Origin of the sequence: Fusobacterium sp. IOR10 (genome assembly GCF_010367435.1) — a bacterium.
Taxonomy (GTDB): Bacteria; Fusobacteriota; Fusobacteriia; order Fusobacteriales; family Fusobacteriaceae; genus Fusobacterium_B.
This window is the reverse complement of sequence record NZ_WJWY01000027.1, coordinates 1-19,226: the sequence shown is the minus strand read 5'-3', so window position 1 is coordinate 19,226 and position 19,226 is coordinate 1. Positions and strand designations below refer to the sequence as shown.

20 protein-coding genes and 1 riboswitch are annotated in these 19,226 nt (G+C 26.8%); of the genes, 14 read left to right on the top strand and 6 right to left on the bottom strand.

All coding sequences use genetic code 11. From position 1 onward, the window contains the following. The first annotated feature begins 16 nt into the window (after positions 1 to 16). From GIL12_RS08025 to GIL12_RS08010, 4 genes are read left to right on the top strand one after another with little or no spacing between them, the layout of a single operon-like run. Entirely contained in the window at positions 17 to 823 is an 807-nt protein-coding gene (locus GIL12_RS08025) for an ABC transporter permease (RefSeq protein ID WP_163469967.1), read from the top strand. A gap of 8 nt (positions 824 to 831) precedes the next feature. Then, positions 832 to 1,797: an ABC transporter ATP-binding protein gene (locus tag GIL12_RS08020; RefSeq protein WP_163469966.1), complete on the top strand. Its 966-nt coding sequence runs from the start codon at positions 832 to 834 to the stop codon at positions 1,795 to 1,797. Next, complete coding sequence (locus tag GIL12_RS08015) at positions 1,781 to 2,545, top strand: ABC transporter ATP-binding protein (RefSeq protein WP_163469965.1); 765 nt, start codon at positions 1,781 to 1,783, stop codon at positions 2,543 to 2,545. The genes GIL12_RS08020 and GIL12_RS08015 overlap by 17 nt, the downstream gene beginning before the upstream one ends. 26 nt (positions 2,546 to 2,571) lie before the next feature. Beyond that, positions 2,572 to 3,207, top strand: a complete 636-nt coding sequence (locus GIL12_RS08010; RefSeq protein WP_163469964.1) for an NUDIX hydrolase N-terminal domain-containing protein — start codon at positions 2,572 to 2,574, stop codon at positions 3,205 to 3,207. Positions 3,208 to 3,280: 73 nt separating this feature from the next. Here the strand turns inward: GIL12_RS08010 and ppdK are convergent, their stop codons facing one another. Together ppdK and GIL12_RS08000 are read right to left on the bottom strand one after the other, a co-directional pair. Further along, positions 3,281 to 5,890, bottom strand: a complete 2,610-nt coding sequence (gene ppdK / locus GIL12_RS08005) for a pyruvate, phosphate dikinase (protein WP_203522575.1) — start codon at positions 5,888 to 5,890, stop codon at positions 3,281 to 3,283. 36 nt (positions 5,891 to 5,926) lie between these two features. After that, entirely contained in the window at positions 5,927 to 6,751 is an 825-nt protein-coding gene (locus tag GIL12_RS08000) for a pyruvate, water dikinase regulatory protein (protein WP_163469963.1), read from the bottom strand. 249 nt (positions 6,752 to 7,000) lie between these two features. On the opposite strand from GIL12_RS08000, the gene GIL12_RS07995 reads away from it, so the two are divergent. Continuing rightward, positions 7,001 to 7,369: a hypothetical protein gene (locus tag GIL12_RS07995; RefSeq protein WP_163469962.1), complete on the top strand. Its 369-nt coding sequence runs from the start codon at positions 7,001 to 7,003 to the stop codon at positions 7,367 to 7,369. Between the two features lie 47 nt (positions 7,370 to 7,416). On the opposite strand, the gene GIL12_RS07990 is transcribed toward GIL12_RS07995, so the two are convergent. From GIL12_RS07990 to GIL12_RS07975, 4 genes are all read right to left on the bottom strand, one after another. After that, the gene (locus GIL12_RS07990; RefSeq protein WP_163469961.1) at positions 7,417 to 7,860 is read right to left on the bottom strand and encodes a hypothetical protein; all 444 of its coding nucleotides are present in this window, start codon (positions 7,858 to 7,860) and stop codon (positions 7,417 to 7,419) included. A gap of 19 nt (positions 7,861 to 7,879) precedes the next feature. Then, positions 7,880 to 8,305: a DUF4402 domain-containing protein gene (locus GIL12_RS07985; RefSeq protein WP_163469960.1), complete on the bottom strand. Its 426-nt coding sequence runs from the start codon at positions 8,303 to 8,305 to the stop codon at positions 7,880 to 7,882. Between the two features lie 102 nt (positions 8,306 to 8,407). Next, positions 8,408 to 8,854: a DUF4402 domain-containing protein gene (locus tag GIL12_RS07980; RefSeq protein ID WP_163469959.1), complete on the bottom strand. Its 447-nt coding sequence runs from the start codon at positions 8,852 to 8,854 to the stop codon at positions 8,408 to 8,410. A gap of 29 nt (positions 8,855 to 8,883) precedes the next feature. Further along, a riboswitch (cyclic di-GMP riboswitch) is annotated at positions 8,884 to 8,970 on the bottom strand. Between the two features lie 52 nt (positions 8,971 to 9,022). Continuing rightward, a complete protein-coding gene (locus tag GIL12_RS07975; RefSeq protein ID WP_163469958.1) occupies positions 9,023 to 9,928 on the bottom strand; it encodes a radical SAM protein in 906 nt (301 codons plus the stop codon). Between the two features lie 131 nt (positions 9,929 to 10,059). Between GIL12_RS07975 and GIL12_RS07970 the strand changes: the two genes are divergently transcribed. The 9 genes from GIL12_RS07970 to glyA all read left to right on the top strand — a co-directional run bounded on the left by GIL12_RS07970 (position 10,060) and on the right by glyA (position 19,089). Next, positions 10,060 to 10,452 (top strand): thioesterase family protein, encoded by a 393-nt coding sequence (locus GIL12_RS07970; RefSeq protein ID WP_163469957.1) that lies wholly within the window; start codon positions 10,060 to 10,062, stop codon positions 10,450 to 10,452. 71 nt (positions 10,453 to 10,523) lie between these two features. Then, positions 10,524 to 11,462: a MoxR family ATPase gene (locus tag GIL12_RS07965; protein ID WP_239056084.1), complete on the top strand. Its 939-nt coding sequence runs from the start codon at positions 10,524 to 10,526 to the stop codon at positions 11,460 to 11,462. A 46-nt stretch (positions 11,463 to 11,508) separates the two neighbouring features. Then, positions 11,509 to 12,330 carry a DUF58 domain-containing protein gene (locus tag GIL12_RS07960; protein WP_163469956.1) on the top strand — a complete coding sequence of 274 codons (822 nt, stop codon included), beginning with the start codon at positions 11,509 to 11,511 and terminating at the stop codon, positions 12,328 to 12,330. Next, complete coding sequence (locus GIL12_RS07955; protein WP_163469955.1) at positions 12,327 to 13,055, top strand: hypothetical protein; 729 nt, start codon at positions 12,327 to 12,329, stop codon at positions 13,053 to 13,055. The genes GIL12_RS07960 and GIL12_RS07955 overlap by 4 nt, the downstream gene beginning before the upstream one ends. Then, a complete protein-coding gene (locus GIL12_RS07950; RefSeq protein ID WP_163469954.1) occupies positions 13,048 to 14,007 on the top strand; it encodes a VWA domain-containing protein in 960 nt (319 codons plus the stop codon). Before GIL12_RS07955 ends, GIL12_RS07950 begins: the two co-directional genes overlap by 8 nt. A gap of 13 nt (positions 14,008 to 14,020) precedes the next feature. Continuing rightward, positions 14,021 to 14,989: a VWA domain-containing protein gene (locus tag GIL12_RS07945; protein WP_163469953.1), complete on the top strand. Its 969-nt coding sequence runs from the start codon at positions 14,021 to 14,023 to the stop codon at positions 14,987 to 14,989. Continuing rightward, positions 14,979 to 15,788, top strand: coding sequence for a hypothetical protein (locus GIL12_RS07940; protein WP_163469952.1), 810 nt, complete (start codon positions 14,979 to 14,981; stop codon positions 15,786 to 15,788). The genes GIL12_RS07945 and GIL12_RS07940 overlap by 11 nt, the downstream gene beginning before the upstream one ends. Positions 15,789 to 15,806: 18 nt before the next feature. Next, positions 15,807 to 17,426 (top strand): BatD family protein, encoded by a 1,620-nt coding sequence (locus GIL12_RS07935; protein WP_163469951.1) that lies wholly within the window; start codon positions 15,807 to 15,809, stop codon positions 17,424 to 17,426. Positions 17,427 to 17,832: 406 nt separating this feature from the next. After that, a complete protein-coding gene (gene glyA / locus GIL12_RS07930) occupies positions 17,833 to 19,089 on the top strand; it encodes a serine hydroxymethyltransferase (protein ID WP_163469950.1) in 1,257 nt (418 codons plus the stop codon). The last annotated feature ends 137 nt before the right edge of the window (positions 19,090 to 19,226 follow it).

Sequence of the window (19,226 nt, the reverse complement as noted above, 5' to 3'; positions counted from 1 at the left end):
GGAGATACTTTAAGTCATGAAAAAAATAAAAAAAAATTTACTTATAGGTGTAGGATTTTTTGTTATATTAATAATAGTTATTATTATAACTAAATTATTTAGTCCTTATGAGGTCACTCAAATAAATATTTCAAACAAGCTTACTTCACCTTCTGTCCATCATTTTTTTGGAACAGATAAATTTGGGAGGGATATATTTACTAGAATTATGGAAGGTGGTAAAATTGCTCTATATGTTGGAGTTTTATCAATTTTCATAGGATTATTAGTTGGTTGTTCCCTTGGAATGTATTCTGGATATATGGGAGGACGTATTGATGAATTTATTATGAGAATAATTGATGCATTTATGTCTTTTCCTGGAATATTACTTGCTTTAATGATGATAACTGCCTTTGGAGCAGGGACTGCTAACACTATAATTGTAATAGGAATTATAAATATTCCTCATTTTACAAGACTTTCAAGGGGTGAAACTTTGAAAGAAAAAGATAAAAATTATACATTGTCTGCTATAACTAGAGGAGCAGGAACATTTTGGATAATTAAAAATTATATTTTTCCAAATATTAGAGGGAAAATTATTATTGCCACAACATTATCCTTTGGTGTCTCTATTTTAACAGAGGCATCTTTGAGCTATCTTGGTCTTGGAGTTCAAGCTCCTTATCCAAGTTGGGGATCTATGCTCCGTGAATCTCAAATATATTTTATATCTTCACCGTGGTATGCTCTTTTTCCAGGAGTCTTTATTACTTTAACAATTTACTCTAGTAATTTACTAGGGGAGTATTTTAGAGAAAAATATAATTCTAAAGGATAGGAATAAATATGAAATTACTTGATATAAAGAATTTAAATATTACTGTTGATTATGGTGATACTGAATTAAATCTTGTGCACAATTTAAATTTTCATGTTAAAAAAGGTGAAATTTTTGGAATTGTTGGGGAATCAGGATGTGGTAAATCCATTACAACCAAATCTATAATGAGAATCTTAGAGCCCAGGTTTCATTTTTATGGAACTATTTGTTATTTAGGTAAAAATTTATTAACTATACCTGAAAAAGAAATGTGTAAAATGAGAGGTAAAAATATAAGTATTGTTTTTCAAGATGCACTTAGTGCTTTAAATCCTTTGAAAAAAATAGGAAAGCAATTACATGAAACTTTGAAAATTCATATAAAAACTTTAAATAAAGATGAAAGAACTGAAAAAATTTTTAAAACTTTAGAAGAATGTGATATTTATAATCCTGAAGAAATTTGTAAAAAATATCCCCATGAACTTTCAGGAGGTCAAAGGCAGAGAATTTTAATTGCCATGGCTGTAATTTGTGAACCTTGTCTTATTATTTGTGACGAATCCACAACTGCACTTGATTTAAGAACTCAACTTAGGGTGATAAAGTTGTTGAAAAAATTAAATAAAGAAAAAAATATGACTATAATGTTTGTGTCCCATGATATTGCTTTAGTTGAATCTATATGTGATAGAGTTATGGTTATGTATGCAGGAAGAAGTGTTGAAATAATAGAGGGGTCATTGAAAAAAGCCTTACATCCATACACCAGGGCTCTCTATAGCATGCTTTTTAGTATGGAAGATAAAAATAAACTGTTGCCATATGTTGTTGGGACTATTATAGAACCTGAAAAAAGAAATTTAAACAAATGTTTCTTTGGTAACAGATGTAAATATTTTAATAATTGTAAAGAAAATGATTTAGTTGAAGTTGAAAAAAATCATTTTGTTGCTTGTGAAAAGGTGATTAAAGATGTTGCTAAAAGTTAAGGATATTAATAAATATTATAACGAAAAGCATGTCCTTAAAAATGTTTCTTTTGAAATTAAAAGAGGTGAAATTTACGGACTTGTGGGAGAATCAGGATGTGGAAAATCAACTACAGCTAAAATTTTAATTGGACTAATTGATAAAAATGGTGGAGAAATTATTTTTAATAATAAAACAATGTGCCAGAAAGGTGCTAGAACATCTAAAAAAATTCAAATGGTTTTCCAAGACCCAAATTCTTCTTTGAATCCAATGAAAAATATAAAGTGGATATTAGAAGAACCTTTTAAATTACATAAGGTTAAAGATAAAAAGATTATTTCAAATAAAATTTTAGAAATGTTGGACATGGCTAATTTAAGTTCAGATATTTTAAAAAAATATCCATATGAAATGAGTGGAGGACAGAAACAAAAAATTGCAATAATTCTTGCATTGTTATCAAATCCTATACTTTTAATTGCAGATGAAGCTGTTTCGTCTTTGGATTTATCTGGACAAGCTAGTATTTTAAATTTTTTTAAAAAATTACAACAAGAATTAAAACTGTCGTATCTTTTCATTTCACATGATTTAAGGGTAGTTTATCACATGTGTGATAGGATAGGAGTTATGAGACATGGAGAAATTGTAGAAGAAGGAACTCCTCAAGAAATTTATTCTAACCCAAAACATGAATATACCAAAGCTTTACTTAGAGCTCTTCCAAGTTCTCCGGAATTCATGAAGGAGCTAGACAACATTTAAATATATAATTTATCAGGAGGACTAGCATGGAAAAGGACAACTTAACCCAAATTATCAATTTAATCAAAAGAAATATTTCTCTTTGTGATTTAGGATATTTATACGCTCATAATGGATATGATGATGAACGTTATCAAGAATTAAAAGAAATTAATATGAAATTACTTAATCTAATTACAGATAATGATTTAGAAGAGTTGTGTAATTTTTATTTGCCAATTAAAGAATATCCAACTCCTAAAGTTGAAGTAAGAGGAATGTTATTTAATGAAAAAAATGAAATTCTTATGGTTGAAGAAAAATTAGACAAAGGTAAATGGTCTATTCCAGGGGGATGGGCAGATATTGGTTTTTCACCTAAAGAAATGATTATAAAGGAAATGAAGGAAGAAACTGGACTTGATGTAAAAGTTGTTAAAGTTTTAGCTATTTTAGATAAGAAGTTTTATGATCATCCTGAAGAGCCTTTTTATACATACAAAATTGTATTTTTATGTGAAAAAATTTCAGGTGAATTAAGGAATACATTTGACATTGATGATGTAAGATTTTTTCCTTTAAGCTCTCTTCCACCTTTATCAAAACCTAGAATATTAAAAGAGCAAATTGATTTACTTTGTAAACTAATAAATGATAATGACTCACAAGTATATTGTGATTAAAAATATATAATGAAAATAGCGAGGACACCTCCCCGCTATTTTTTATATATTTAAATCAATATACCTAACAAATTTATTTAGTTTCTTTAATTTCCCCTTGAGCTGCAGCAATTTTAGCTATTAGCAATCTATAAGGAGAACAAGATACATAATCAAGTCCTATTTTATTACAAAACTCTACGCTGCTTGGCTCTCCACCATGTTCTCCACAGATTCCAAGTTTTATGTCTTTTTTTATATTTCTAGCTTTTTTAATGGCCATTTTCATCAATTCTCCAACACCCTCTTGATCAAGTTTCACAAAGGGATCATTTTCAAATATTCCTTTTTCCACATATTCTTTAATGAATTTAGCTGCGTCATCTCTAGAAAATCCAAAAGTGATTTGAGTTAAATCATTTGTTCCAAAACTAAAGAAATCAGCTTTTTCTGCTATTTTATCAGCTACAATACATGCTCTTGGAACCTCTATCATTGTTCCTAATTTATAAGATAATTTTTTATTTTTACTTTTAAATATATTTTCAATAACTTTCTCTATTCTATCTTTTAAATAACTTAGTTCTTCTTGAGATCCTACTAGAGGAATCATAATTTCAGGATTTACTTCTATTCCCATATCTTTAACTTCCAAAGCTGCAGTTATAATAGCTCTAACTTGCATTTCATATAACTCTGGGTAAGTTATTCCTAATCTACATCCTCTATGACCCAACATAGGATTTACCTCACGAAGAGATTCAAGTCTTTCTTTTATATTTTCCATATCTATATTCATTAATTCCGATAATTTTTTAATTTCATTTTCAGTTTTTGGCAAAAATTCATGTAAAGGTGGATCAAGTAATCTAACTGTTACTGGTTTCCCTCCCATAACTTCAAAAATTTCAAAGAAATCTTTCTTTTGGAAAGGGTATATTTTATCAATTGCTTGTTTTATTTCCTTAGGAGTATTAGATACAATCATTTCCCTAACTGACCAAATCTTTTCTTCAGCGAAAAACATATGTTCTGTTCTACAAAGTCCTATTCCTTCAGCTCCAAATTTTAATCCTACTTTACAGTCTTTAGGTGTATCTGCATTCATTCTAATTTTTAATCTTCTTGTTTCATCTACCCAAGAAATAAATTTTTCAAAAGCTCCAGATAGTTCAATATCAGTTTTTTCAATATCTCCTAAATAAACTTTTCCAGAGGAACCATCAATGGAAATTAAATCTCCTTCTTTAACTATTATACCTCTAGTTTCAAATTCTCTTTTTTCCTCATTTATAGAAATTTCACTACAACCACTTACACAACATTTCCCCATTCCTCTAGCAACTACTGCTGCATGTGAAGTCATACCACCACGAATTGTTAGTATTCCTTCTGCTATATTCATTCCTTCTATGTCTTCTGGAGAAGTTTCAATTCTTACTAAAATTCCTTTTTTCACTTTTTTCAAAGCTTCACAATCAAAACAAACTTGTCCTGAAGCAGCTCCTGGAGAAGCAGCAAGTCCTTCAGCAATTACTTTTGAATTTTTCAATGCTTCAATAGAGAAATTTTTATGAAGAAGTTGTTCAATATTTTTAGGATCTATTCTTAGAATAGCTTCTTTTTTAGTTATTAATTTTTCTTCAACCATGTCAACTGCAATTTGCACAGCTGCCTTAGATGTTCTTTTTCCATTTCTAGTTTGTAACATATAGAACTTACCTCTTTCAATTGTAAATTCCATATCTTGCATATCTTTATAATGCTTTTCTAGTATATTACAAATATTTAAAAATTCTTTGTAAATATCAGGCATTGTTTCTTCTAAAGAAGCTATTTTTTTAGGAGTTCTGATTCCTGCAACTACATCTTCTCCTTGGGCATTCATTAGATATTCTCCAAATATTTCTTTCTTTCCTGTTGATGGATTTCTTGTGAAAGCAACCCCAGTACCAGAAGTTTCTCCCATATTACCAAAAACCATAGATTGAACATTTACTGCAGTACCTTTAATGCCTTTTATTTCATTTAATTCTCTGTAAATTTTAGCTCTAGAATTATTCCAAGAACTAAATACAGCTTTAACAGCATCTAATAGCTGATTTAGAGGTCCTGTTGGAAAATTTTCTCCAATTTCTCTAATATATAATTCTTTATATCTTTTTACAATTTCCTTTAAATCTTCAGTAGTTAATTCTAAATCTGTTTTTATATTTTTTTCTTCTTTTATTTTATCCATTACTATATCAAATTTATATTTAGGAACTTCCTTTACTACATCCCCAAACATTTGAATAAATCTTCTATAAGAATCCCAAGCAGCTCTTTCATTATTTATTATTTTACTAAGGGATTCAACTGTTTCATCATTAAGACCTAAATTTAAAACTGTATCCATCATTCCAGGCATTGATACAGCAGCACCAGAACGAACTGAAACAAGTAGTGGATTTTCTCCATAACCAAATGTTTTTCCAGTTTCCTTTTCTAATTTTTCTATGTTTGATAATATTTCTTCCTTTAACTCTTCCCAGATATTTTGTCCTTGATTATAAAATTCAGAACAAGCATCTGTTGAAATTGTAAATCCTCCAGGTACAGGGAGTCCAATATTAGTCATTTCTGCTAAATTAGCACCTTTTCCTCCTAATAAATCTCTCATTGTTTTGTTACCTTCGTTAAAAAAATAAATAAATTTTTTCATTTGAATTAGCCTCCTAAAGCTTGTAATAAATAAATTTTAAAGTACACCTTGTTCTTTCATTATCTCAACTATTATTTGAGCTGTTTCTTCTATAGCCTTGTCAGAAACATCAATTATAGGACAACCTATTTTCCTCATTATTCTTTCAGCATATTCTAATTCTTCAATTATTCTACCTAGGGAAGAATAATTGGAACCATTTTTTAATCCAATGCATTTGATTCTTTCTTTTCTTATTTTATTTAACATTTCAACAGAATTAGTTAAGCCAATTATTCTTTTTTTAGATATATCATATAATTCTTTAGGTGGTTCAACTTCTGGAACTAATGGTATATTTAATACTTTAATATGAACTTTATTAGCTAAATATATACTTAGAGGAGTTTTGGAAGTTCTAGAAATTCCAATGAGAACTAAATCAGCATCATTTAACATTCTACTATCTTTTCCATCGTCAAATTTAACAGCAAATTCAATAGCGTCAACACGATTAAAGTATTCTTGATCTAGAACTCTAAATTTACCAGATTCTCTTTTAGGTTTTTTACCTATTTTTATTTTTAAAGCATTTAAAAGAGGATTTAATAAATCAGCATATTGAATATTATGCATTTCACAGAAATGTTTAGCTTTTTCAACAACTTCTAGATTAACAAGTGTAAATAGCATAAAAACATTTGAATAATCACTTATCTTTCTAAATTCTCTATCTAAAGTTTTTAAATCGGAAACATGGCGATGTTTTATTAGATTGTAATTGGAACTTTCCAATTCAAATTGGCTTAAAGCACATTTAACAACTTGTTCTCCAGACTCCCCAAAAGAATCTGAAAAAATATGAATATTAAGCTTTTCCATTTCTACCATCCCTTAAGTTTTATTTTACCTAAATTTATTTTACGACAATTTGAAAAAAAATGCAATAAAATATTAAAAAAAAATCAAATTTAGATTAATAAATACTCAAAATCAACATCTTAATTATTTTTTATTGACAAATATATATTTTTCTGTATAGAAAATTAAAGAAATAATATTGACTTTTATTTTCTTTTGTATTAAAGTTTAATAGCGAGGATTAATTAAATTAAAAAGGAGTTTTTGATTATGAAATTTTTAGAAAAAGAAGAAATAATTACAATTATTAAAAATTTATCCTATTATGATGTTGTAAAAAATACTGCTGCAAATGATTCTTTTGGAATTCCAACAATAGCTCAAATTAATTTAGAAACTGGAAATTTGGAATTTATTCATGAAAATGAACCTAATGGGCTTCTTCTTTTTAGAATAGAGGCAGATGAGGGAATGGAAGATCTAGAGAGTTTAAGTACTGATGAACTAAAAGCTTTAGAACTTGAAAATGTTACAGTGGAAGATATATGTACTGCTTATGCTGATGATATGACAGTTTACTCCAATGATTTTGATTGGGATGAAATTAATAATAACTTGGAAAAAATTTATAATATTTAATGCAAAAATAGTCAATTACAAAAGTAATTGACTATTTTAAATTATAATTAATCGTATTTAATTTTAAATGTGGCATTATCTTCGTAATCACCATCTTCTGTATTATTATTAGCGATAGTTCCTCGAATAATAATATCTCTAGATCCATTAGTATTCATTATTTTAGTTATCTCCTCAGGAGAACTTAAATTAATAGTTATTGTATTCCCATCATTAGTTTCAATTAGAGATTCTTCTGGAAATATAAATTGAATGGGAGCATTATATTCATCAGTGATAGTTATTATTTGGTCTTGTTCAGCTGCAGAACCAGATAAAATTTTATCAAAGTTAAGAGCTTCATTTTGTGTCACATTAAATATTGGAACAACCCTTGCATGAACTTCAACTGGAGAGGTTACAATAGTTTTGCCGTTAATAATTTCAGTTGTATCTTGAGCTATTAATTTTAAAGAAATCATGAGTAAAAGGAAAGAATAAATTATTTTCATTTTTACCTCCTAAAATTGATTAATCATATTTAACAGTTACATCAAAGGTACCAGTATAATCTCCTATAACAGTTGTATCTTCAGCATTGAGGGTACCTTTAATCTTTACGCTACCTTTACCATTTTCATCTAGTACTAATTTTTCTTTTTTTTCAGATGAGAGATATAAAGTCATAGTTTTCTCCCCATCTTTCATTTGAATTGTTTTTGGTATACTGATAGTTACTGTATCTTGGGTATCAGTGGACCCATCTATATCTACATCAGTAAAAGCAATAGCATCTGAAGCCAAAGGAATGTCATTAAATTCCATATTGCTATTTTCAATAGTCAAATTAGCAATAACATTTGCAGTAATGTTTAGATTACCTTCTACAGAATCATCTACATTAACATTTTGAGAAAATATCACAACAGATATTAAAAAAAATAAAATTATTTTCATTATGGCAAGCCTCCTTAAAAAATTAGGCTATTCTTTATAAAAAGAAAGAGGCGTTTACACGCCCCCTTCAAGATAACCTGATTAAGTCTTAAATCTGGAATACTAGTTATATCTAGCTGAAATAGAAACAGTACCAGTATGAATACCAGTATTTTTTGTTGCACCTTCAGCTATTTTACCAGTTACAACTTGAATTAACTCTCCGTTATCGTCTAAAGTCTGTGCAAGACCTGACATATGAGAATCCAAAGTAACAGTAGTTAAATCAGCACCATCTTTTGAGATAGTAGCAGTAGCTGGAACAGTAACAGTAACAGTGTAATTAGGTTGTCCTTTAACTTGCATTTGACCTGCAGTAATCGAATCAGCAGACTCTCCTAAAACGATATCTCCAAAATCTAAAGCTTGTTTTTCGGTAAATTTTAAAAGTTGAACGACATTGGCTTTAATATTTAAGTCACCACTGTATTCACCACTATTATTAACACTTGTTGCTGCCATCCCCATAACTGACATTCCTAAAAATAATCCTAATATTGTTTTTTTCATCTTCAATCCTCCTAATGTTTTTTAGTAAGAATTGCAACTGGCAATCATATTACCGAAGTAACTTAGACCCTATAGTTTTGTGTCACTATCTTTCAATAGCTTTACCGATTATCTTCTAATTAAAGTATATAATGTTATTTTATTTTTGTCAATAGGCTAATTTTTAATTTAAAATCCTTTTTTACTATATTTTAAATATTGTTCATTTCTTTGACGAATATAGTCATTTGATATTGCATAATTAATATCATCTAAAAGCCTATCTTTATCCTCTGGGAAATTTCCCTTAAGATTTAAATAATTAGAAGCATGATTTGATCTAAATATTATTTTTTCATTATCTGGTATATTTATATTTTCAATCATTAATTTTATTTCTTCCATAATTTGGTCTCCAGAAGCTTCTACAAATTCTCCCTTTTTACATTGAATATCAATATCTGTTTCAGGATGTACAACAAGACAAAGTATTCCCAAATAATCAGGTATAATTTTACTAATAACTTTTCCAGTGTTAACAGCATGGTTAGTGCTATCTTTATTTCCTAGTATTCCAGCAATTACAGTAACTGACAATTGAAATCCAATTTTTTTCATTTTTAAAGCAGCCTCTGTAATTTCCTCTGCAGTGGCTCCTTTATTAATTTCTTTTAAAGTTTCATTGTCTCCACTTTCAAGTCCCATATAAACAAGAGAAACTCCAAGATTTCTAATTTCTTCCAATTCTTTTTCTGTTTTTAATAAAATAGATCTAGGGCTTGCATATAAAGAAATTCTTTTAACTTCAGGAAATTTTAAGTTTATATATTTTAAAATTTTAATAAGACTTTCAGTTCTCATTATAAGTGCATCACCATCAGCTAAAAATATTTTATCAATATGTTTTATTTGACTTCTGAAAAAATCAATCTCACTTTTAACTTTTTCAAAAGGTTTTATAGTGAATTGTTTTCCTTTGTACATATTACAAAAAGTACATTTATTGTGAGAGCATCCTAGGGTAATTTGAATTATTAAACTATAGGCTTCACTAGGTGGTCTATAAAGTGGATAATTATATAAGTCATCAATCATTTTAAATCTCCTTTTATATCTAAATTTTTATATCTTATTTTAGTAATATCATAACATTTTTTTTAAAAAAATTAAAGAAAATAAAATAAAGTGCTATACTATAATTAACAAAGAAAAAAGGATGGTGACTGATGTTTAGTACTAATTATAAAGTTAGAGTAGATGATATAAATTATGGTGGTCATATGGGAAATGAAAGAGCATTAGTTTTATTTCAACAAACAAGAACTGAATGGCTTAACTCTATAGGTCTAGATGAACTTAATATTGGAGAGGAGAAGGGCATTATTCAATTGGAATCTCATGTTTATTATTTGAAAGAAGTTGTTTTTGGAGAAGAACTATTATGTTCCATTAAAAATATAGAAATAGTAAGAAGTTATTTTGATATATTCTATGAAGCTAAAAACAAAAATAATGAGATAGTTTTAAAGGGTTCTACTAGAATGATGGCATTTGACTATAAGAGAAAAAAAATAAGTAGAATTCCTAATTTTTTTAAAGAAAAAATTGACAAAATTTAATAATAAGTCGTCTAAAATTTTAGATTTCAAAATTATATACTTAAAGAACTATATTTTTAGGAGGCATAAAATTGGAAAACACAGAAGCAATATTACTATTAAAAAATGAAATAGGAAAAAAAGTAATAGGACAAAAGGATATGATTGATAAGGTTCTCATTGGAATTTTAACAGAAAGTCATATTTTATTAGAAGGGTTACCAGGACTGGCAAAATCCTTAACAGTAAGTACTATTTCAAAAACTCTAGGATTAGAATTTTCCAGAATACAATTCACACCAGATTTATTACCTAGTGATATTATAGGAACTGAAATATACAATGAGAAAACAGGAAAATTCTATACAAGAAAGGGTCCATTATTTGCAAATATAGTTTTGGCAGATGAGATAAACAGAGCCCCTGCAAAGGTTCAAGCTGCACTACTTGAAGCAATGCAAGAAAGACAAGTTACAATATCAAATGAAACTTTTAAATTAGAGAAACCTTTTATAGTGTTAGCAACACAAAATCCCATTGAACAAGATGGAACATATCCATTACCAGAAGCTCAACAAGATAGATTTTTAATGAAGGTTAAAGTAGAATATCCATCTAAAGCTGAAGAAATGGATTTTCTAAATTTAATAACAAGTGATAAAGAATTTGATAATATAGAATTAAAAGAAATTTTAACTAAGGAGAAACTGCAAATTCTAAAAAATCAAGTAAAAAAAGTTCATATTGACGAAAAATTAAAAGAGTATATTTTAGATATAGTTTTTAAAACAAGAGAAAAATCTGAATATATATTATGTGGAGCTTCTCCTAGAGCTAGTATAGCCCTGGTAAAGGCTTCAAAAGCAAATGCTTTTTTAGAAGGCAGAGATTTTGTAATGCCAAAGGATATAAAAAAGGTAATATATGATATTCTTCGTCATAGAATAATATTATCCTATGAAGCAGAAGCTGAAGAAAAAAAAGTTGAAGATGTTATCATGGAAATAATAGAGTCAGTTGACCTTCCTTAGTGATGTTTTAGAAGACAAACTAAAATATCTAAAGAAGGGAGAAGGTATGGATAGAAAAGAACTTTTAAAAAAGATAAGAAAAATAGAGATAAGAACATCAGCCTTAGCAGAGGAATTATTTGTTGGAAAATACCATTCTTGTTTCAAAGGAAACGGGATGGAATTTTCAGATATAAGAAGATATGAGGCTGGAGATGATGTGAAAAGAATAGATTGGAAAACTAGTGCAAGGCAAAGAAAAACTTACGTTAAAGAATATCAAGAGGAAAGAGAGCTTTCAATATATATATTAGTTGATGTTTCTTTATCAAATAGTTTTGCTTCTAAAAAAGACTTAATAACACAGCTTATTGCAACACTAGTTTTTAGTGCTGATAAAAATAACGATAGATTTGGAGCTATATTATTTAGTGATAAAATTGAAAAATTTGTAAAATTAGGTAAAGGAAAAAATCATTCATTGTCAATTATTGAAGCAATGTTAAAAACAGAAATTGAAAGTAAAGGAACTAATATATCAGGAGCTTTAAATTATTTAAATAAAATTCAGAAAAGAAAAGGAATTGTTTTTTTAATTTCTGATTTTTTAGATGAAGATTATGAAAAATCAATGAGAATTATTTCTAAGAAACATGATCTAATTCCTGTGAGAATATTAGATAGAAAATTTAATGAGCTTCCAAAGGGAGTTTTATTTAATTTAAAGGACTCAGAAACTGATGAAATAATAACAGTTGGAAATTTCAAAGAAAATATTATGCTCCAAGAAAAAGAAATAGATAATGTTTTGGATATTTATACAGATGAAGATTATGTGAAATCATTAATTAAGTTTTTTAAAAAAAGAAGCAGTAGGGGTAAGCTATGATAAATAAATTAAAAAAATTTTTTACAATATTTATATTTATTTTTAGTGCAGCTTTTTCAAAGGATATATATGTGGGAGACCAGATAAGTTTAAATATAAAAAATATTAATGAAAATGAACTTAGAGAAAGTTTTAAAGATTATCATGTGGATAACATTCAAAAAACAAAAAATGGTTATAACATATTTTTTAGAACTTTTAAAGTTGGGGATAACATTATAAATATTGGAAATGAAAAAATTATAGTAAAAGTTAAGTCAACTTTGGACAAAAATGATAAAAAAATCCACATGGATTTTTCTGATAAAAGCAATAAAGATGTTAAAAATATAAAATTTCCATTTTTAACTTTATTAAGTGGAATTTTTGGTTTTTCATTTATAATTATTTTTATATATAAATTATTAAAAATAAAAAAAATAAAAAAACAAATATCCAGTGAAGAAATATTTAAAGAAGAAATGAAAAAATTAAGTACAAATAAATTTCATTTTGAAATAAGTTTGGCCTTAAGAAAATATATTGATAGCAAGTATTCTAGTAATTTTTTAGCAGGTGATTATATAAAAATAGGTGAAATAAAAGAAGAAGATATAGCTTTTATTAAAGCTTTAGATTATTATAAATTTTCAGGAAAAAAAATAGAGGAAATAAATTATTATAAAGAAAAAGCCTTTGAAATATATAGAAGAATAAATATGGAAGGAGATAATATAGATGTTTAAATTTCAAGATCCTTATTTTTTTGCATTAATACCTTTAATTATTTATTTGTTTTTCAGAAAACAAAAAAAATTGGGAATAAAAATTCCCAGTGTAAAAAAAATAAAAAAATATTCTCTAGGGAGTAAAAAATATTTAATTGGTAAGTATTTAATATTTATTTCAAGTATTTTAATGGTATTTGCCCTAGCAAGGCCTCAAATGGTTTCTAAAGAAAATAAAATTAAAAGAAACGGAGTAGACATAGTTATTTCTTTGGATTTATCTTTTTCTATGATGCAAGAAGATTTTAAACCAAATAGATTGGAAAAATCCAAAGAAATGTTGGAAAAATTTGTGTCAAAAAGATTAAATGATAGGCTAGGGTTAGTTATTTTTGGAGGAGATGCATACACAAAAATACCGTTGACATTTGACAATAAAATGGTAAAGGAAACCATTGGAAAAATAACAATTAATGATATTACTAGCAACAAAAGAACTGCTATAGGAATGGGATTAGGAGTATCTTTAAATAGACTGAAAAATTCCAAAGCTAAGTCTAAAATAATTATTCTTATAACAGATGGAGAAAATAATGCAGGAAGTATAAGTCCAGAAGAGGCAACAAAATTAGCTAAAGAACTAGGAATAAAAGTATATACTATAGGAATAGGAGCAAAGGAAATAAATATTCCAACATTATTAGGAAAAAGAACTTTAAAAAATACATCATTAGATGAAAATTTGCTTAGAAATATTGCTAAAGAGACAAAGGGAAAATATTTTAGAGCTAGTGATTCTAAGGAATTTAATAATATATTTAATGAAATAGATAAATTAGAAAAGAGTAAAATAGAGGCAAGAGAATTTTATTCAAAGGAAGAATATTATCTTCCAATATTAAAAATAGCTCTAATATTATTAGTCTTAGGATTATTTTTTGAGTTTCTATTATTTATAAGATTACCATAATTAGGAGGACATAATGAAATTTGGAAATTTGGAAAATTTATATTATTTTATTCTCCCTATTATTATTTTAATAATTATGGCATATGGAATGGTAAAGAGAAATAAAATATTAAAAACATTAAGAATACAAAGGAGTAAAAAAAGTTATTTACTTAAAATAATATTTATAATTTTAGGAAGTTGCTTGATCTGTGTAGCACTATTGTCCCCAGAAAAATTATTAGAGGAAAAAGATGTACAAGTAGAGGGAAATAATATATATGTATTAATGGATACTTCTAGTTCTATGTTAGCAGAGGATGTATATCCCAACAGAATAGAACTAGGGAAAAGAATTATAAAAAATATTTTCAAGGAAATAAAGGGAGATAAAATTGGTATAATACCATTTTCAGACAGTGCATACATCCAAATGCCTTTAACAGAAGATTATTCAATAGGAGAAAATTATATAAATGCAATAGATACAAATCTTATTTCTGGAGGTGGAACTAAGATAATAGATGCTTTGAAAATTGCAAATGATTCATTTGAAGAAATAAAAGCAGAGAAAAAAGTAGTGTTAATAGTTTCAGATGGTGGAGAAAGAGAAAAAGATGTTATTGATTTTGTGAAAAATAATAAGATAACAGTTTATTCAATAGGTGTTGGAACTAATAAAGGAGAAGTGATTCCTGATTATAAAAATGGAAAAAGAAATGGTTTTGTAAAAAATAATAAAGGTTCTATTGTAGTAAGTAAATTAAATAATTCTTTTTTGAAGGAATTATCCAAAATAAGTGAAGGAAAATATTATGAAGCTAATAATTTAAATGATAATAGTGAAAAATTCATTTCAGATATTAAAAATATTCATAAGGATAAACTAGATAATGAAAAAATAACAATTTATAAAAAATATTATCAATATTTTTTATTACTAGGAATGATTTTTCTATTTTTAGGATATTTTCTTAATAGGAGATTAAAGTATGAAGAATAAAAATATATATTTATTATCTCTTGGAATAATTTTAACTTTAATATTTATATTTTCTTTTGATAATATTAAAATATATTATTTTTTAAATAGAGGTAATAAAAATTATTATGAAAAAAAATATGAAGTTGCAAAAAAATATTATGAAAAAGCTTTTAAAATAAAAGAAAGTAAAATTATAAAGGATAATTTAATAAAAAATGATTATGAAAGCAAAAAATATTCAGAAGTTTTAAAAAGAAAGGGTGATAATGACTTTTTAAATGGAAATTCTATTGTGAAATTATCTGAAAGTAAAAAAGATAAAGATAAGATGAGAGAATCACTAGAATATTATAAAAAAGAAATGATAAAAAATAATGATATAAATATAAAAAAGAATTATGAAATTGTCTTAGAAAATATAAAGAATAATCAAAGTAAACAGAAGGATCAAAATAAAGAAAATAATCAGAAAAATCAAAACAAACAAGATAAACAAAACAATCATGATAAACAAAACAAGGAAGATAAACAGAATAAGCAACAAAATTCTAAAGAAAATGAACAAAAAGATAAGGATAGTTCTAAACAAAGTAAAGATAAACAAAAGGACAAAAGTAAACAAAAAGAAAATAATAAGCAAGATAAAAATAAACAAAACAAATCAGATAAAGGTCAAAATAGTAAAGAGAATGAAAGATCAAAGGAAGAAGTTAAAGCAGTATTAAAAAGATTAGAAGGAAGTGAAAAACAAGCTTTTAAAAATAATGAGAAATTAATAAATGTTGGGGTCAGTAAAGAAGACCAAAATAGATGGTAAAATAGTTAGGAGATGGATATGATTTTAAGAGTGATAATTTTTTTTATAATAAGTACTTTAAGTTTTTCAGAAGTACTATTAACTACAGATAATAATAATCCAGGATTAGATGAAGCTATTAAAATAACTGTAGCTTTTAATAATACAAAAAGAGAGCAATATTATTTAGAGGGAATAAATAATTTTGATGTTTTATATAGAAGTAGTAGAAGTTCAACATCTTGGGTTAATGGAAAGAAGACATCTGTAAAATCTGATATATATACTGTAATGCCTTCTAAAACAGGAAATTTTGATTTAAGTGTTTGGATTAAGGGGCAACTAAAATCAAATAGATTAAGGATTTCAGTTACTAATGTTTCAAAAAATAAAAAAAATGGTACAATAGGACAAGGGAAAGTATTGTGGGATGTTAAAAAATTAAATAAAAATTATTATTTTGGAGAAAAGATTCCATATTATGAGAAAGCTACAATAAAAACTTCTTTGAGAAATTACGGATATATAAATCCTCCTGTTTTCCAAGGATTTACAGCAAAAGATGTAACAAAAAGAGATAAAAATGGATATCCTGTAGCTAAAAGATTAATAGAAAATGGACAAGAAGAAATAGAAATAAAATTAACTGAGAATATTTTAGAAGCAAATTCCACAGGTGAAAAAAAGATAAAGGTGGGAAAAATAAAAGCTGAGGAATCAACAGATGATTTCTTTGGGATAGAACCTGTTAAACCTATGTTATTTGGTGGAGAAGAAATTTCTGTTAATATTTTACCTCTTCCAACTAGTGGAAAACCAAATAATTTTCAAATGGTTGTTGGAGATTTAAAAGGAACTTACAAATGGAATCAGTTGGATACAGCTAAATTAGGAGAAAGTTTTTCTTTAATTGTAAAATTTTCAGGGAATGTTAATTTAAATTATTTAGAGAAAATAATAGAAGAAAAAAATAAAAATTTCAATATTTATTCTAGTGTTTCCAATGAAAGTGAAAAAATAATATCAGGTGAGTATTATGGAACAAAGGATTTTGAAATTGCCTTTATTCCTAAAAAAACTGGGGAAATAAAAACACCAGAAATAAATGTTCCATATTTTGATACTAGGGAAAAGAAATATAAAAACTTTAAAATTCCCTCTAGAAAGATAACTGTTACAGGAAGTTATACTGATAAAAATTATAATAATGAGGAGATTTCTAGTAATAAGAATAAAATAAATAATGAAAATAAATTACCTGAAAAAGAAATTATAGTTTCTAGTATTTTAGAAAAAGGAGATACAAAAAAAGTGGATAAGAGGGATATTCTTATTGGAGTATTGCTGTTAATTTCTTTAGGAGAAGGTATTTGGATATTTAAGTTAATTATTGATAAAAAAAATGATAAAAAAGAGTATAAGGATTTATTTAAAAAGATGCTAAAATCTTCTAGTAATAAAGAACTATACGAATTTTATTCCCTTTATATGAAAGAAAAATATGATTTTAGTCCTAAAGCTCAGTTTGAGGATATATTGATAAAAAATGGCGGGAATGAAGCTTTGATTAATTTAAATAGAAAAATAGAAAAGGAAATGTTTGAAAATATTAAAATAGATAAAAGAGAAGTAGTATCAATTTTAAAAGCAAATAAATAAAATTAATAGAAGGAGGAAAGTTATGAAAATAGCAGAAAAAGTTAGAGTATTTATGGAGAAAAAAGATTTTCAAGGAATTGTTTTAAAAAAAGTACAAAGACAAATTGGCTGAGCAGGATGTCAAGAAGAAATTCAAGGTGAATTTTTAAAAGCAGATGAAATACAAAAATATTTAGAAAAGAAAAATGAAACTTATGAAGATATCAATGGGATAAAAGTGTTTATTCCTGCAGATATAAAATCAACAGATAAATTAATTATTGATTCTCAATTTAGTTTTTTTGGAATTATGAAATTAAAAATTTCATAAAATAATTGTAATTTTATAAAAAATATGGTAAAATGCTTGAAATTTTAAGGGTTTAAACTCAAATAATAAATTAGGATAGAAACAAGGGGGAAGCAAATGAAAAACTTAGAGAACTTATTTGGAAATGATAGAGAAGTTTACAATGCTATTGAAGCAGAAAGAAAAAGACAAAATGAAGGAATTGAACTTATCGCTTCGGAGAACTTTGTTTCCAAATCCGTTTTAGAGGCAGCAGGTTGTGTAATGACTAATAAATATGCAGAAGGTTATCCAGATAAAAGATATTATGGAGGATGCGAATGCGTTGATGTAGTTGAGAAACTAGCTATAGAAAGAACTAAAAAATTATTTAATGTAAATTATGCAAATGTTCAACCTCACTCAGGATCTCAAGCAAATGCAGCTGTATATATGGCTTTATTAAATTTAGGTGATAGAATACTTGGTATGAAATTAGATCAAGGGGGACATTTAAGCCATGGAATGAAGTTAAATTTTTCAGGAAAAAATTACGAAGTGTATGCTTATGGAGTTGACAAAGAAACTGAAAAAATAGATTATGAAGAATTAGAAAGAATAGCTTTAGAAGTTAAGCCAAAATTAATAATTGCAGGGGCAAGTGCTTATTCAAGAACTATAGATTTTAAAAGATTTAGAGAAGTAGCAGATAAGGTTGGAGCATATTTAATGGTTGATATAGCCCATATAGCTGGACTAGTTGCAACAGGTGAACATCCAAGCCCAGTACCTTATGCTCATGTGGTTACTACTACAACTCATAAAACATTAAGAGGAACTCGTGGAGGTCTTATAATGACTAACGACGAAGAAATAGCAAAAAAAATAAATAAAGCTGTTTTCCCAGGACTTCAAGGGGGACCTTTAATGCATATCATTGCAGCTAAGGCTGTTACATTTGGAGAGGCATTAAAACCTGAATTTAAAGAATATCAAAAACAAGTTGTTAAAAATGCTAAAACTTTAGCAAAAGTTTTAAATGAAGGTGGTTTGAGAGTTGTAAGTGGTGGAACTGATAATCATTTAATACTTATAGATGTAAAATGTGAAAAAGGGCTTACAGGAAAAGTTGTAGAAAAGGCTTTAGGAGTAGCAGGAATAACAGTTAATAAAAACGGAATACCCTTTGATACAGAAAAACCAATGGTAACAAGTGGTATTAGAATAGGTTCTCCAGCAATGACTTCTAGAGGAATGAAAGAGGCTGAAATGGAAATAATAGCTAATTTTATTATAGATGTTGTAAATAATATAGACAATGAATCAAAATTAAAAGAGATAAGAGAAGAAGTTAGAACTCTTTGCTTGAAATTTCCACTATATGATTTAGATTAATACTTGTATTTAGGTTCTTTGTCAACTGGTGTTGGTGGAGAAAAATAAAAAAATAAATAATGTTTTTGTTCCTTCAGCTTTATGCTGAAGGAATTTTTATTTTTGTTAAATTGCTATAAATTAAAATTCTATTTCTT